This window comes from Pseudomonas sp. LPB0260 (assembly GCF_013388395.1).
Map to the genome: position 1 here is coordinate 2,074,313 of NZ_CP058247.1, position 12,939 is coordinate 2,087,251.

13 protein-coding genes are annotated in these 12,939 nt (G+C 63.9%); 6 read left to right on the top strand and 7 right to left on the bottom strand.

Going from position 1 to position 12,939, the window contains the following annotated elements; all coding sequences use genetic code 11:
- Positions 1-226: 226 nt before the first annotated feature.
- From LPB260_RS09085 to LPB260_RS09105, 5 genes are all read right to left on the bottom strand, one after another.
- A complete protein-coding gene (locus LPB260_RS09085; RefSeq protein ID WP_208708367.1) occupies positions 227-1,027 on the bottom strand; it encodes a Crp/Fnr family transcriptional regulator in 801 nt (266 codons plus the stop codon).
- 105 nt (positions 1,028-1,132) lie between these two features.
- Positions 1,133-1,405, bottom strand: a complete 273-nt coding sequence (locus LPB260_RS09090) for a TfoX/Sxy family protein (RefSeq protein ID WP_208708368.1) — start codon at positions 1,403-1,405, stop codon at positions 1,133-1,135.
- A gap of 52 nt (positions 1,406-1,457) precedes the next feature.
- On the bottom strand, positions 1,458-2,207 hold the full coding sequence (locus tag LPB260_RS09095; protein WP_208708369.1) for a class I SAM-dependent methyltransferase: 750 nt from the start codon (positions 2,205-2,207) through the stop codon (positions 1,458-1,460).
- Between the two features lie 2 nt (positions 2,208-2,209).
- Complete coding sequence (locus tag LPB260_RS09100; RefSeq protein ID WP_208708370.1) at positions 2,210-2,554, bottom strand: pentapeptide repeat-containing protein; 345 nt, start codon at positions 2,552-2,554, stop codon at positions 2,210-2,212.
- A gap of 79 nt (positions 2,555-2,633) precedes the next feature.
- Positions 2,634-4,196 (bottom strand): bifunctional aminoglycoside phosphotransferase/ATP-binding protein, encoded by a 1,563-nt coding sequence (locus LPB260_RS09105; RefSeq protein ID WP_208708371.1) that lies wholly within the window; start codon positions 4,194-4,196, stop codon positions 2,634-2,636.
- 118 nt (positions 4,197-4,314) lie between these two features.
- Here LPB260_RS09105 and mrcB point away from each other — a divergent pair, with 118 nt between their 5' ends.
- From mrcB to LPB260_RS09120, 3 genes are read left to right on the top strand one after another with little or no spacing between them, the layout of a single operon-like run.
- Positions 4,315-6,633 carry a penicillin-binding protein 1B gene (mrcB, locus tag LPB260_RS09110; protein ID WP_208708372.1) on the top strand — a complete coding sequence of 773 codons (2,319 nt, stop codon included), beginning with the start codon at positions 4,315-4,317 and terminating at the stop codon, positions 6,631-6,633.
- 15 nt (positions 6,634-6,648) lie between these two features.
- Positions 6,649-7,356, top strand: coding sequence for a tetratricopeptide repeat protein (locus tag LPB260_RS09115; RefSeq protein ID WP_208708373.1), 708 nt, complete (start codon positions 6,649-6,651; stop codon positions 7,354-7,356).
- Entirely contained in the window at positions 7,356-7,685 is a 330-nt protein-coding gene (locus LPB260_RS09120) for a YqcC family protein (RefSeq protein WP_208708374.1), read from the top strand. The genes LPB260_RS09115 and LPB260_RS09120 overlap by 1 nt, the downstream gene beginning before the upstream one ends.
- A 21-nt stretch (positions 7,686-7,706) precedes the next feature.
- Here LPB260_RS09120 and LPB260_RS09125 read toward each other — a convergent pair whose 3' ends face one another.
- Positions 7,707-8,144, bottom strand: a complete 438-nt coding sequence (locus LPB260_RS09125) for a DUF4124 domain-containing protein (RefSeq protein ID WP_208708375.1) — start codon at positions 8,142-8,144, stop codon at positions 7,707-7,709.
- 401 nt (positions 8,145-8,545) lie between these two features.
- On the opposite strand from LPB260_RS09125, the gene LPB260_RS09130 reads away from it, so the two are divergent.
- Both LPB260_RS09130 and ilvN read left to right on the top strand, forming a co-directional pair.
- Entirely contained in the window at positions 8,546-10,270 is a 1,725-nt protein-coding gene (locus LPB260_RS09130; RefSeq protein ID WP_208708376.1) for an acetolactate synthase 3 large subunit, read from the top strand.
- Positions 10,271-10,272: 2 nt separating this feature from the next.
- The gene (gene ilvN / locus LPB260_RS09135) at positions 10,273-10,764 is read left to right on the top strand and encodes an acetolactate synthase small subunit (protein WP_090448329.1); all 492 of its coding nucleotides are present in this window, start codon (positions 10,273-10,275) and stop codon (positions 10,762-10,764) included.
- Positions 10,765-10,816: 52 nt separating this feature from the next.
- Here ilvN and ilvY read toward each other — a convergent pair whose 3' ends face one another.
- Positions 10,817-11,698, bottom strand: a complete 882-nt coding sequence (ilvY, locus tag LPB260_RS09140; RefSeq protein ID WP_208708377.1) for an HTH-type transcriptional activator IlvY — start codon at positions 11,696-11,698, stop codon at positions 10,817-10,819.
- 128 nt (positions 11,699-11,826) lie between these two features.
- Between ilvY and ilvC the strand changes: the two genes are divergently transcribed.
- On the top strand, positions 11,827-12,843 hold the full coding sequence (gene ilvC / locus LPB260_RS09145) for a ketol-acid reductoisomerase (RefSeq protein ID WP_208708378.1): 1,017 nt from the start codon (positions 11,827-11,829) through the stop codon (positions 12,841-12,843).
- Positions 12,844-12,939 lie beyond the last annotated feature (96 nt).

Consider the following 12,939-nt stretch of genomic DNA (forward strand, 5'->3'; position numbering starts at 1 on the left):
GTACGCCGAAAACAGCCGGGCAAAAAAAAGACCCGGCATGCGCCGGGTCAATAACCGTGATTAGCCTGATGAGGAGATAATCTGAAGAGTCCGACTGCCGGGCCCTAGAGCTTATCGGCTGATCTCGCGACCAGTTGAGTGAATAATAACAATTCTCATTTCGATGTCAACGCTCTTTCGCGAGAAATTCTGCGCGGCTGTGTGTGTTGGCGCGGGGCGCCAGTTTCTAGAGCGCGATCGGCGGCAGGCGCAGCTGGGTGATTTCCTTGTTCATCAGGTCGATGCGCCTGGCCATGCTTTCGATCAGGCTATGGGCGATCCGCGGGTTGCTCTGCATCAGGCTGAGGAACTGGTCCTTGGGAATCACCATCACCGTGCAGGGCTCGGTTGCCAGCACGGTGGCGCTGCGCTTTTCCCGGGTGAACACGGCCATGGCGCCGAAGATCTCGTCCTTCTGCACGTCACCAACCTTGTGCCCGTCGACGAAGGCCTCGGCATGGCCCTCGATGATGATGAACACGTGATCGGCGGCGTCGCCCTGGTGAATCAGTTCTTCGCCGGCGGCGAAGTGCTGGAAACCGGTCGAGGTGCGCAGCTCCGGCTGCTTGAGGCGCGCCAGGGCATCGGAGAGCAGGGCGGTATGACCGATCAGGTACTGGATGAGCAGTTCCTGGCGCTGCTCGCTGGCGTAGATGTGCTTGAACACTTCATTGCGCGAATAGGGCAGCAGGCTGAGGGGCTCCTCGCTGCGGTAGCGGCAGCTGGGCAGGTCGATGCCCTGGCGCAGGCCGACCAGGTCGCCCTCCTGCAGGTAGAACAGCGGGCGCCCATCGACCAGGGCATGCAGCAGGCCATCCTCGATGATGAACAGCTGGTTGCTCGGCAGCTCCGGCGCCAGGTCGTCCACCTGTTCCAGCAGCAGCGCCGGACCACAGGGTTGCAGTCCGTCCAGCAGCTGGGCGGGGATGCTCTGCAGTCGGCTGATCAGCTGGTCGGCGTAAGCCGGTTGCTCCCCGAGTAGATACATGGGCGTAATTCCTTGAACGGACTGGACTGACGAAGCGCACGGATGGCCCTGACACAATAGGTGGCGCCCGGCTTCTGGTAAATCCCCGTAAGCAGAGGTTGTGAGCTAGCTCTTGTTGTGTGCCACGCAGGCTTCGAGCTGGCCGTTCAGCTCCGCCTTGTGGGCGGGCGGCAGCTCGTTCCAGTGCACGTTCAGCAACGCGCCCTCGATGGCGTAGAGCAGCACCTTGGAGGCGCGAAAACCCCGGGCCCGCACGGCCTGGTAAGCGCTCACCGCGCCCAGCCGGCGCAGGTCGTTGGCGCTGTGGATGCCGGCGGCATGTAGCCAAAGGGCCGAAGTCTTGCCGAGGTTCTTCAGGTGTTGCAGTTCGTCGTTCATCAAGCCTCCTTGCGTCGCGAATGGGCGAAGCTGAATAACGAATGGAAGGCGATCAGCGTGCAATGCCTGCCAGTAAGTGTAGCGGCCAGCGAATCGGGCGTGGCTGGTCGGGATCCCCCCAGGCCTGCTGCAGTGCCGGCTTCAGCGCGCCGACCGGGTCGCGGCCGTGCTTGCGCTGCCAGCGCTGCACCGCCGACCAGGTACCCAGATAGCCGGTCAGCTGGCCGAGGTTCCAGGTCGCTTCGAGGGCCAGTTCGGGCGCTTCGAGGCGGGGAAAGGGAAGCGGGATGTCGCGGTAGCCGGCATCGACACTGGCGCGACCGTCCAGCCAGTAGCCGGCCAGGGTGTTGCCGTAGAAATCCTCGATCAGTGCGTCCAGGCGACTGTCGACCTGCATCAGGCCGTAGCACCAGGCGCAGAACAGGCCGTCGGGCCTGAGCAGCCGGCCGACTTCGGCGAAGAATGCCGGGCCGGCGAACCAGTGCAGGGCCTGGGCGACCACGATCAGATCGAGGCTGGCGGATGGCAGGGGCAGCGCTTCGGCGCTGGCGGCGAACAGCTGGATGCCCTGCCAGTCGCGACCGGCTCGCAGCTGCTCGAGGCTGGCATCGCAGGCCAGTACCTGGGCGAAGTGCCGAAGCAGGGGGCGGCTCGCCTGGCCGTTGCCGCAGGCGATGTCCAGGGCGCGTTGGCGTTGCGGGCTGTGCTCGGCCAGCCAGTCGAACAGGGCGTCCGGGTACTGCGGGCGATAGCTGGCGTAGGCCGCTGCGCCCGTTCCGAACAGCTCGGCCACCTCGCTCATGCTCAGCGGGTCCGGTAGCGCAGGCGCGTGCCGAAATTGACCGACATCAAGAGTTCGTCGGCGGACAGGTCGGCGGGGAAGTAGGCGCCGGAAATCTGCGCGTGAGCCAGGCTGGCGCCCTCGAGGAGGGCCTCGCGCAGGTCCAGGCCGCGCAGGTCGGTGCCACGGAAATAGGCGTCGCGGAAGTTGATGCCCTGGGCGTCGAGGGCGCGCAGATCGAGGCCGCGGAAGTCGCCGCCGCTGAGATCGACTTCGACATCCCGGGGACGCTGGGCATTGAAGCCAGCGATGTTCTCCTCACGCAACAGGCGGTAGAGCGGGCTATCGAGTTGGCGTGGCTGGCTCATGGGGGAAACCTTCCTGGGTGGCGTCCCCCGCCAGTATAGAAGCCGCGGCGCGATCTGCCCGATCGTGCTGCGACAGCCCTTACAGCCCCGGCAGGCGCTGACGGATCTGCTTCACCAAGTTGTCCAGGCTGGCACTGTCGTGGGTCTCGACGCGGCGGCTGTTGGCCTGTTCTTCCTCGCTGAGCGGCTCGCGGCTGGCCTGCTGGGCCTGGATCACTTCGAGGGTGGCGTCGGACGGGTCGACGCCGGCGGCCTGGCGCTGGCCCAGCCAGCTGGCGATGACGTCCTCGGGGGCGTGGCAGTCGAGGATCAGGAAGGGTACGGCGCTGGCTTCGGCGATCTGCCAGGCGCCCTGGCGCTGCTCCCGCTTGAGGTAGGTGGCGTCGATCACCACCGGAAAACCGGCATGCAGGGCGAGTTCGGCCAGGCGATGCAGGCGCTGGTAGGTGGCGAGGCTGGCATCCTCGCTGTAGATGCCGGCGCTCAGCTGGCCCTGGTCGGCATTCGACTGCTCACCGAACAGGCGCTTGCGTTCGACGTCCGAGCGCAGGCGCACGGCGCCCAGGGCTTCGACCAGACGCATCGCCACGGAACTCTTGCCGACGGCCGAAACCCCATGGGTGACGGCCAGAAAGGGCGTGGGAATGGCGCTGTAGCTTTCCGCCAGGGCGGCGTAACGGCGGTACTGGCGCAGGATCACCGCACGCTGCACCGCGTCCTCTTCCTGGCCGAGGCGGAACAGCGCGACCTTGCCGCGGACCATGGCGCGATAGGCCTTGTAGAAGTTCAGCAGCTCCAGCGCGGCGTAGTCGCCGGTGTATTCCAGCCAGGTGCTGACGAAGCGCCGCGACAGGCACTTGAGCCCGCGGTCTTCCAGGTCCATGGCGAGGAAGGCGGCATCGGAGATGATGTCGATCAGGCGGAACGGCTCGTTGAACTCGATGCAGTCGAACAGCACCACCTGGCCGTCGAGCAGGGTCACGTTGCCCAGGTGGATATCGCCATGGCATTCGCGAATGAAACCCTCGGCCTTGCGCTGGCCGAGCAGCGGCATGAGGCGTGCGTAGCTGCTCTCGGCCCAGGCCTGCAGGGCGTCGAGTTGTTGCATGTCGGCCGAGTCGGACAGCAGTGGACGGATCTGCTCGAAATTCTGCAGCACCGGCGCCATGACCGCCTCGGCGCTGCCGAGCTCATGCGCCTGCGGCACTTGTGGGGCCTTGAGGTGGAACTCGGCAATCTGTCGGGCCAGGGCCTCGATATGGCCCTCGCTCAGCTCACCGCGCCCCTGTACCTCGCCGAGCAGATGCTCCTGGGGGAACTGGCGCATCTTCAGCGCGTACTCGATGACCGGGCCGTCGCCGGACAGCTGTGGCGCCTCGGCACTGCCGCTGATCGGCAGGACTTCCAGGTACAGGCCCTGGGTCAGGCGCTGGTTGAGGCGCAACTCCTCGTTGCAGAAGTGCTCGCGCGCCGCCAGTTCGGTGAAGTCGAGGAAGCCGAAATTCACCGGTTTCTTGATCTTGTAGGCGTAGGGGCCGGTCAACAGGACCCAGGAGATATGCGTCTCGATGACCTGGAACCCGTCCACCGGGTGGGGGTAGAGGGCCGGGTTCTGCAGGGCGGCGATCAGGGCTTGGCTCACAGGCGATCCTTGGCGTTCGGGCAATAGAAGAGGCCGGCATTATGGCCGCTGTGAGCCGCTCTGCAAACCGCCTGGCAGCGCCTGCCCGTGCCAGGCAAAGTGCGTATAATGCCGCGCCATGACTCGTACCCGATCCCCCCGTTCCCGCTCCAAACGTCGCTCGCGCGGCCTGCGTCCCTGGCTTGGCTGGGCTTTCAAGCTCGGCCTGGTTGGCTTGGTCATCCTAGCCGGCTTTGCCGTGTACCTCGACGCCGTGGTCCAGGAGAAGTTCTCCGGCAAGCGCTGGACCGTGCCCGCCAAGGTCTATGCCAGGCCCCTCGAGCTGTTCGTCGGCCAGAAGCTGGCCAAGGACGACTTTCTCAAGGAGCTGGACGCCCTCGGCTATCGCCGCGAGAGCGCCGCCAATGGCCCAGGCGCCGTGGCGGTGGCCGGCAACAGTATCGAGCTGCACACCCGTGGCTTCCAGTTCTACGAGAGCAGCGAGCCGGCGCAGCGCGTGCGCGTGCGCTTCTCCGGCGATTACGTCGCCGGCCTCAACCAGGGCAATGGTGCCAACCTGGCGGTGGCGCGTCTGGAGCCGATGCTGATCGGTGGCCTGTATCCGGCGCATCAGGAAGACCGCGTGCTGATCAAGCTGGAGCAGGTGCCGCCCTATCTGGTGGAAACCCTGGTGGCGGTCGAGGATCGCGAATTCTTCAACCACTTCGGCGTGTCTCCCAAGGGCATCGCCCGCGCGGTGTGGATCAATGCCACGGCCGGCCAGTTGCGCCAGGGCGGCAGCACCCTGACCCAGCAGTTGGTGAAGAACTTCTACCTGACCAACGAGCGCAGCCTGACTCGCAAGGCCACCGAAGCGATGATGGCGGTGCTGCTGGAGCTGCATTACGAGAAGAAGGACATTCTCGAGGCCTACCTCAATGAGGTCTTCCTCGGCCAGGACGGCCAGCGCGCGGTGCACGGTTTCGGCCTGGCCAGCCAGTACTTCTTCAGCCAGCCGCTGTCGGAGCTTAAGCTCGAGCAGGTGGCGCTGCTGGTGGGCATGGTCAAGGGGCCGACCTACTACAACCCGCGGCGCAATCCCGAGCGCGCCCTCGAGCGGCGCAACCTGGTGCTCGACGTGCTCGTCGAGCAGGGCGTGGTGAGCGCCGAGCAGGCCGAGGCGGCCAAGCGCAAGCCGCTCGGCGTGACCCCGCGCGGCAGCCTAGCCGACAGCTCTTTCCCGGCCTTCCTCGACCTGGTCAAGCGTCAGCTGCGCCAGGACTATCGCGAGGCGGACCTGACCGAAGAAGGGCTGCGCATCTTCACCAGTTTCGACCCGATCCTCCAGCTCAAGGCCGAAACCGCCCTGGCCGACTCCCTGAAACGCCTGTCCGGGCGCAAGGGCGTGGACCAGGTGGAGGCCGGGATGGTGGTGACCAATCCGGAAACCGGCGAGATCCAGGCGCTGATCGGCAGCCGTCAGCCGCGCTTCGCCGGCTTCAACCGGGCGCTGGATGCGCTGCGGCCGATCGGCTCGCTGATCAAGCCGGCGGTCTACCTGACGGCCCTGGAGCGCCCCAGCCAGTTCACCCTGACCAGCCTGCTGCAGGATCAGCCCTTCTCCATCAAGGGCCAGGACGGCCAGGTCTGGAGCCCGCAGAACTACGATCGCAAGGCTCATGGCACGATCTACCTCTATCAGGGCCTGGCCAACTCCTACAACCTGTCCACCGCCAAGCTCGGCCTGGAACTGGGCGTACCGAATGTGCTCAAAACTCTTGAGCGTCTCGGTGTCGAGCGCAAGTGGCCGGCCTATCCCTCGATGTTGCTGGGGGCCGGTGCGCTGACGCCGATGGAGGTGGCGGACATGTACCAGACCCTGGCCAATGGTGGCTTCAACACCCCGTTGCGCGGCATTCGCAGCGTGCTGACCGCCGAGGGCGAGCCGCTCAAGCGCTACCCCTACCAGATCCAGCAGCGCTTCGATGCCGGCGCCATCTACCTGCTGCAGAACGCCATGCAGCGCACCATGAGCGAAGGCACCGGCCGTTCGGTGTACAGCCAGTTGCCCCGCTCCTTGAATTTGGCGGGTAAGACCGGCACCAGCAACGATTCGCGCGACAGCTGGTTCGCCGGCTTCAGCCAGGATCTGCTGGCGGTGGTGTGGCTCGGTCGGGACGACAACGGCCCGACGCCGCTGACCGGGGCCACTGGCGCCTTGCAGGTGTGGACCGATTTCATGCGCAAGGCCGATCCGCTGCCGCTGGACATGCCGCTGCCGGACAACGTGGTGCAGGCCTGGGTCGACGCCAATAGCGGCCAGGGCTCGGATCCCAGCTGCCCGAATGCCGTGCAGATGCCGTATATTCGCGGCAGTGAGCCGGCGCCGGGACCAGGCTGTGGCATACAGGCCCCGGTCGATTCGGTGATGGACTGGGTACGTGGCTGGTTGAATTAAGTGAGAGGGTGTGAAGTGATTAAGTGGTGGATTCCTGCTCTGACAGCCTCGATGGTGCTGGGTGGCTGTGCCAGCGTCCCGCGCGGTTCGATCCCGGTGGTCGACTCCAGCGGATCGGTCTATGACCAGCAGGAGGCGGGTGGTGGCAGCTATGGTCAGCCGGCCATCCAGCCTCAGCCCCAGGCCGTTCCGCAGGATTCCGGGGTGGTGGTGATGGTGCCCCAGGGCGCCGGCAGCTCTGCGCCCATCCAGACCTTCCCGGCGCCGAGCGCGCCGATAGGCGGTGCCAGCGACAGTTCACCGCAGGTCATCGGCGAGCCGCAGGGCGGTTACAGCGCGCCAGCGCCCTCGATGCCCAGTGGGATTCCCAGCAGTGGCGGGCTGGCTGCCGATGAGCAGTTGGATGGTCCGGTACTGGCGCTGTTGACCACGGCGCAGCAGCAGCAGGGCAGTGGAGACCTGAACGGTGCGGCCTCCAGCCTCGAGCGCGCCCAGCGCATCGCCCCGCGCGAGCCGCAGGTGCTCTATCGTCTGGCCGAAGTTCGCCTGGCCCAGGGCGATGCGGCGCAGGCCGAGCAATTCGCCCGTCGCGGTCTGAGCTATGCAAGTGGTCGGCCGGCCTTGCAGGCCAGCCTGTGGAATCTGATCGCCCAGGCACGTGAGCGTCAGGGTGACCCTGCCGGCGCCGCCCAGGCGCGCGAGCGGGCGCGGGTCAGCCTGTGATGGATGCGCGAGTGCCGGCTATTGCGGAGCAGTTGCTACTGATCGAGCGCGAACTGCGCGGGCAGGGCTGGTGGAGCGAGCAGCCGCCCAGTGCCCAGGCGTTGGCCAGCCAGCAGCCATTCTGTGTCGACAGCATGGCGTTCGAGCAGTGGCTGCAATGGATATTCCTGCCGCGGATGAAACAGATGCTGGAGGCCGGGGCGGCGCTGCCCAGTGTCTCGGGTATCCAGCCGATGGCGGAACAGGTCTACAGCGACCGCAGTGCCCAGGCTACGGAGCTGATTCGCCTGCTGGGCGAATTCGATCGGTTGATCGGCGGCGCGGCCTGACGCCGCGCCGATTTTGCCGCCTTACTTGCAGTTGTCGGCAATCGCCTTCTGCGCCGCGCCGATACGCTCCTGACGTTCCTTTTCGCTGAGACGGCGCACTTCGCCACCTTCCTCGACGCGCACGCGCGGATTGTTCTGCAGTTGCGCCAGGTTGGTGCGCATGTTTTCGCAGTATTTCCTGCGCTCGGCTTCCTTGGCAGCGACCTGCTGCTTGACCTTCTCGTCGATGGCGGCCTGCTCTGGGTCGGCAATGCTCTCGAAGGTCGGCGCGGCTTTCACCGGTTCGGCAGGCTTGGGCGGCGGTGCGGCGGTATTGATGGTGGTGGCCTGCGCACCTTGCGGCGGCTGCGCGCCGAAGTGGGTGACGCCTTGGGCGTCGACCCACTTGTACACCTGGCTGGCCATGGCGGTTGCGCTCAGGGCGAGCAGCAAGCTGCTGATGAGGATTGTGCGGCGCATGCTGTTTCCTTTTGATGTGCTGCGAAGGCTGAGGGCTACTATAACCAAATCGGCTGAATCTTCATCCTGCGCCACGTCACAGCAGAAGATTGCGCAAAGCGTCACGCGCCGCTTGACTTGCCTTCGCCGAATCCGAACAATCCAACGTTCGCTGTAGTGGAGTCCGCCGCAAGTGTCCTCCAGCTCAGCAACAAGAGGCGCTACCCGTGCCGAACCGTGTTACCCGCAACGCGTTACCTCGCGCTGGGAGGGCCAGTCCCGCAAGACCATGGGCTGTTCCGTTACTCGTCATGCCGATGTCCAGAGTTCACGATCACAGTCGTGCAAGTCAGCTGACCAGTAAGACCTACTAAGAGTCACTCGTTGTCGGGTGGCATTCTGGCGTTCAAGAGGTGAACAACGTGGAGCTTTTATCCGGCGCTGAAATGGTCGTCCGCTTTTTGCGTGACGAAGGCGTTAAGAACATCTATGGGTACCCGGGCGGTGCTCTGCTGCATATCTACGATGCCCTGTTCAAGGAACCGGAAGTCAATCACATCCTGGTTCGCCACGAGCAAGCGGCAACCCATATGGCTGACGGCTACGCCCGCGCCACCGGCAAGGCCGGTGTGGTGTTGGTGACTTCCGGCCCGGGCGCGACCAATGCCATCACCGGTATCGCCACCGCCTACATGGATTCAATTCCGATGGTGGTGCTGTCCGGTCAGGTGCCGAGCAACATGGTCGGTACCGACGCCTTCCAGGAAACCGACATGATCGGCATCTCCCGGCCGATCGTGAAACACAGCTTCATGATCAAGCACGCCTCGGAGATTCCCGAGGTGATGAAGAAGGCGTTCTATATCGCCCAGTCCGGCCGTCCAGGTCCGGTGGTCGTGGACATTCCCAAGGACATGACCAATCCGGCGGAGAAGTTCGAATACGTCTACCCGAAGAAGGCCAAGCTGCGCTCCTACAGCCCGGCCCTGCGTGGCCATTCCGGGCAGATCCGCAAGGCGGCCGAACTGCTCCTGAGCGCCAAGCGCCCGGTGGTCTACTCCGGTGGCGGGGTGATCATGGGCGGCGCCGCGGCGCCCCTGACCGAGCTCGCGCAGATGCTCAATCTGCCGGTGACCAATACCCTGATGGGGTTGGGCGGTTATCCCGGCGGTGATCGCCAGTTCCTCGGCATGCTCGGCATGCACGGCAGCTACACCGCCAACCTGGCGATGCACCATGCCGACGTGATCCTGGCGGTCGGCGCGCGTTTCGACGACCGCGTGATCAATGGCGCCGGCAAGTTCTGCCCGAATGCCAAGATCATCCATATCGACATCGATCCGGCGTCGATCTCCAAGACCATCAAGGCCGACATCCCGATCGTCGGTCCGGTCGACAGCGTGCTGGTCGAGATGGTCGCGATCCTCAAGGAGATCGGCCAGGCTCCGAGCAAGGAAGCGCTGTCCAGCTGGTGGAAACAGATCGACGAGTGGCGCGGCAGTCGCGGCATGTTCCCTTACGACAAGGGTGACGGCAGCATCATCAAGCCACAGACCGTGATCGAGACCCTCTGCGAGGTCACCCAGGGCGACGCCTTCGTCACCTCCGACGTCGGTCAGCACCAGATGTTCGCGGCGCAGTACTACCGCTTCAACAAGCCCAATCGCTGGATCAACTCCGGCGGCCTCGGCACCATGGGCTTCGGCCTGCCGGCCGCGATGGGCGTCAAGCTGAGCTTCCCGGATGATCACGTGGCCTGCGTGACTGGCGAAGGCAGCATCCAGATGAACATCCAGGAGCTGTCGACCTGCCTGCAGTACGACCTGCCGGTGAAGATCGTCAACCTGAACAATGGTGCCCTCGGCATGGTCCGCCAGTGGCAGGACATGATGTACAGCAGCCGTCACTCGCACTCCTACATGGAGTCGTTGCCGGACTTCGTCAAACTGGCCGAGGCCTATGGCCATGTCGGCATGCGCATTACCGAGCTGAAAGACCTCAAGCCGATGATGGAGCAGGCCTTCGCGATGAAGGATCGCCTGGTGTTCCTCGATATCCAGGTCGACACCAGCGAGCACGTCTACCCGATGCAGATCAAGGACGGGGCGATGCGCGATATGTGGTTGAGCAAGACGGAGCGGACCTAACCATGCGACACATTATTTCCCTGCTGCTGGAAAACGAGCCAGGCGCATTGTCCCGTGTGGTTGGGCTGTTCTCGCAGCGCAACTACAACATCGAAAGCCTGACCGTGGCGCCGACCGAAGACCCGACCCTGTCGCGTCTGACGCTCACGACTGTGGGACATGATGAAGTGATCGAGCAGATCACCAAGAACCTCAACAAGCTGATCGAGGTGGTGAAGCTGGTCGACCTGTCGGAAAGCGCTCACATCGAGCGTGAGCTGATGCTGGTCAAGGTCAAGGCCACCGGTGCCCAGCGCGCCGAGGTCAAGCGCACCACCGACATCTTCCGTGGGCAGATCGTCGACGTGAATACCAGCGTGTACACCATTCAGCTGGCCGGCACGAGCGACAAGCTGGACAGCTTCATCCAGGCCATCGGCACCGCGTCGATCCTGGAAACCGTACGCAGTGGTGTCACCGGCATCGCCCGGGGCGACAAGGTGCTGAGTATCTGACAGCCATGCTGAAGAAAGCCCCGCCCAGTGCGGGGCTTTTTTTCGCCCCAGGTTATTGCTGGCGATTCCAGAAGGCCGCGATCAGTGGGTCCTTGAGGCGCTTTTGCAGCGCGAACAGGCCTATATCGTAGGCGGTCAACGGCGGCTGAATGTCGTAGATGCGAATGCGTGCGGTCAGCGGGCTGTTGTCGAGCACGATCTGCGGCACCACGCCTATACCGAACCCCAGACTCACCATGCTCACGATAGCTTCGTTGCCGCTCACCTGGGCGTAGATGCGCGGTTTGATGTTGTGGCTCTTCAGCCACCGGTCGGTGCGGGTTCTGGCCAGGCCCTCTTCCGATAGGATCATCGGCACATCTTTCCAGCTTTCCGCGTCGGGGTGGATCAGCTGGTCTTCGGTCAGTAGCTGCGGCGACTGCGGGCCGATGAAGCGCAGCTCGGAGCGAGTGATCGACTGAAAATCGATGCCGGCGGGTAAGTGGTCGGGGCGGGCGCCGATGGCAAGATCTTCCAGTCCCTGCTGCACGCGTTCCACGGCTCTTGCCGGGTCGCCGGTGTGCAGCTTCATTTCAATGCGCGGGTAGTCTTGCCGAAAGCTGCTGAGGATGTCGTAGAGGAAGCTGTAGCTGGCCGTGACGGAGCAGTACAGGGAGAGTTCGCCGTGCAGAACCAGCTGGTCCTGCCGGAACGCCTGGCGAATGGCCTGCCAGCCATTCATGACCTCGCTGGCGTATTCGCGGAACTGCTGCCCCTCGCGGGTCAGCCGGACCGAGCGATTGTCGCGCAGGAACAGCGGTGCGCCCAGTTCATCTTCCAGCTGCTTGATGCAGCGACTGAGTGCGGAGGGGCTGACGTGCTGCTCGTGGCTGGTTTTGCCGAAGTGCAGGTTGTCTGCCAGGGCAAGAAAAAGCTTGAGGGCGTGGCTGTCCATTTGTATTTCGTATTTCGGCATGTTGTGTTGCAAATATATCATTTTACGCAACGGTGAGGATCACTTAAGGTGCCTCTTGTCACGGCGCCTCTGCGCCCCACTCCTTTCGATTCAAAAGAGCCAAGAACATGAAAGTTTATTACGACAAAGACTGCGACCTCTCCATCATCCAGGGCAAGAAAGTCGCCATCATCGGTTACGGTTCCCAGGGCCATGCCCAGGCATGCAACCTGAAGGACTCCGGTGTCGACGTCACCATCGGTCTGCGCAAGGGCTCGGCTACTGTCGCCAAGGCCGAGGCCCACGGCCTGAAGGTCACCGACGTCGCCTCCGCTGTCGCGGCTGCCGACCTGGTGATGATCCTCACTCCGGACGAGTTCCAGGGCCAGCTGTACAAGAACGAGATCGAGCCGAACATCAAGCAGGGTGCAACCCTGGCTTTCTCCCACGGTTTCGCCATCCACTACAATCAGGTCGTCCCGCGTGCCGACCTCGACGTGATCATGATCGCGCCCAAGGCCCCGGGCCACACCGTGCGTTCCGAGTTCGTCAAGGGCGGTGGTATCCCTGATCTGATCGCGATCTACCAGGACGCCTCCGGCAACGCCAAGAACGTCGCCCTGTCCTACGCCTCCGGTGTCGGCGGCGGTCGTACCGGCATCATCGAAACCACCTTCAAGGACGAAACCGAAACCGACCTGTTCGGTGAGCAGGCCGTTCTCTGTGGCGGTTGCGTCGAGCTGGTCAAGGCTGGCTTCGAAACCCTTGTCGAAGCCGGCTATGCCCCGGAAATGGCCTACTTCGAGTGCCTGCACGAGCTGAAGCTGATTGTCGACCTGATGTACGAAGGCGGCATCGCCAACATGAACTACTCGATCTCCAACAACGCCGAGTACGGCGAGTACGTGACCGGTCCGGAAGTGATCAACGAGGAGTCGCGCAAGGCCATGCGCAACGCCCTGAAGCGCATCCAGGACGGTGAGTACGCGAAGATGTTCATCAGCGAAGGTGCTACCAACTATCCGTCGATGACCGCCAAGCGCCGCAACAACGCGGCCCATGGCATCGAGATCATCGGTGAGCAGCTGCGTTCGATGATGCCGTGGATCTCCGCCAACAAGATCGTCGACAAGAGCAAGAACTAAGCCCTGTCGGTGTGAGAAAGAACGCGGCCCTGGCCGCGTTTTTTCGTTCTACCGCAAGGCTTCTGGTATAAAGCCTGATTGCTGAGCCTGGGCAGT

Coding starts and splice junctions, on each gene's coding strand:
- mrcB (WP_208708372.1), top strand. CDS start 4,315: ATGACTCGTACCCGATCCCCCCGTTCCCGCTCCAAACGTCGCTCGCGC.
- LPB260_RS09085 (WP_208708367.1), bottom strand. CDS start 1,027: ATGTATCTACTCGGGGAGCAACCGGCTTACGCCGACCAGCTGATCAGC.
- ilvN (WP_090448329.1), top strand. CDS start 10,273: ATGCGACACATTATTTCCCTGCTGCTGGAAAACGAGCCAGGCGCATTG.
- LPB260_RS09090 (WP_208708368.1), bottom strand. CDS start 1,405: ATGAACGACGAACTGCAACACCTGAAGAACCTCGGCAAGACTTCGGCC.
- LPB260_RS09100 (WP_208708370.1), bottom strand. CDS start 2,554: ATGAGCCAGCCACGCCAACTCGATAGCCCGCTCTACCGCCTGTTGCGT.
- ilvC (WP_208708378.1), top strand. CDS start 11,827: ATGAAAGTTTATTACGACAAAGACTGCGACCTCTCCATCATCCAGGGC.
- LPB260_RS09095 (WP_208708369.1), bottom strand. CDS start 2,207: ATGAGCGAGGTGGCCGAGCTGTTCGGAACGGGCGCAGCGGCCTACGCC.
- LPB260_RS09125 (WP_208708375.1), bottom strand. CDS start 8,144: ATGCGCCGCACAATCCTCATCAGCAGCTTGCTGCTCGCCCTGAGCGCA.
- LPB260_RS09120 (WP_208708374.1), top strand. CDS start 7,356: ATGGATGCGCGAGTGCCGGCTATTGCGGAGCAGTTGCTACTGATCGAG.
- ilvY (WP_208708377.1), bottom strand. CDS start 11,698: ATGGACAGCCACGCCCTCAAGCTTTTTCTTGCCCTGGCAGACAACCTG.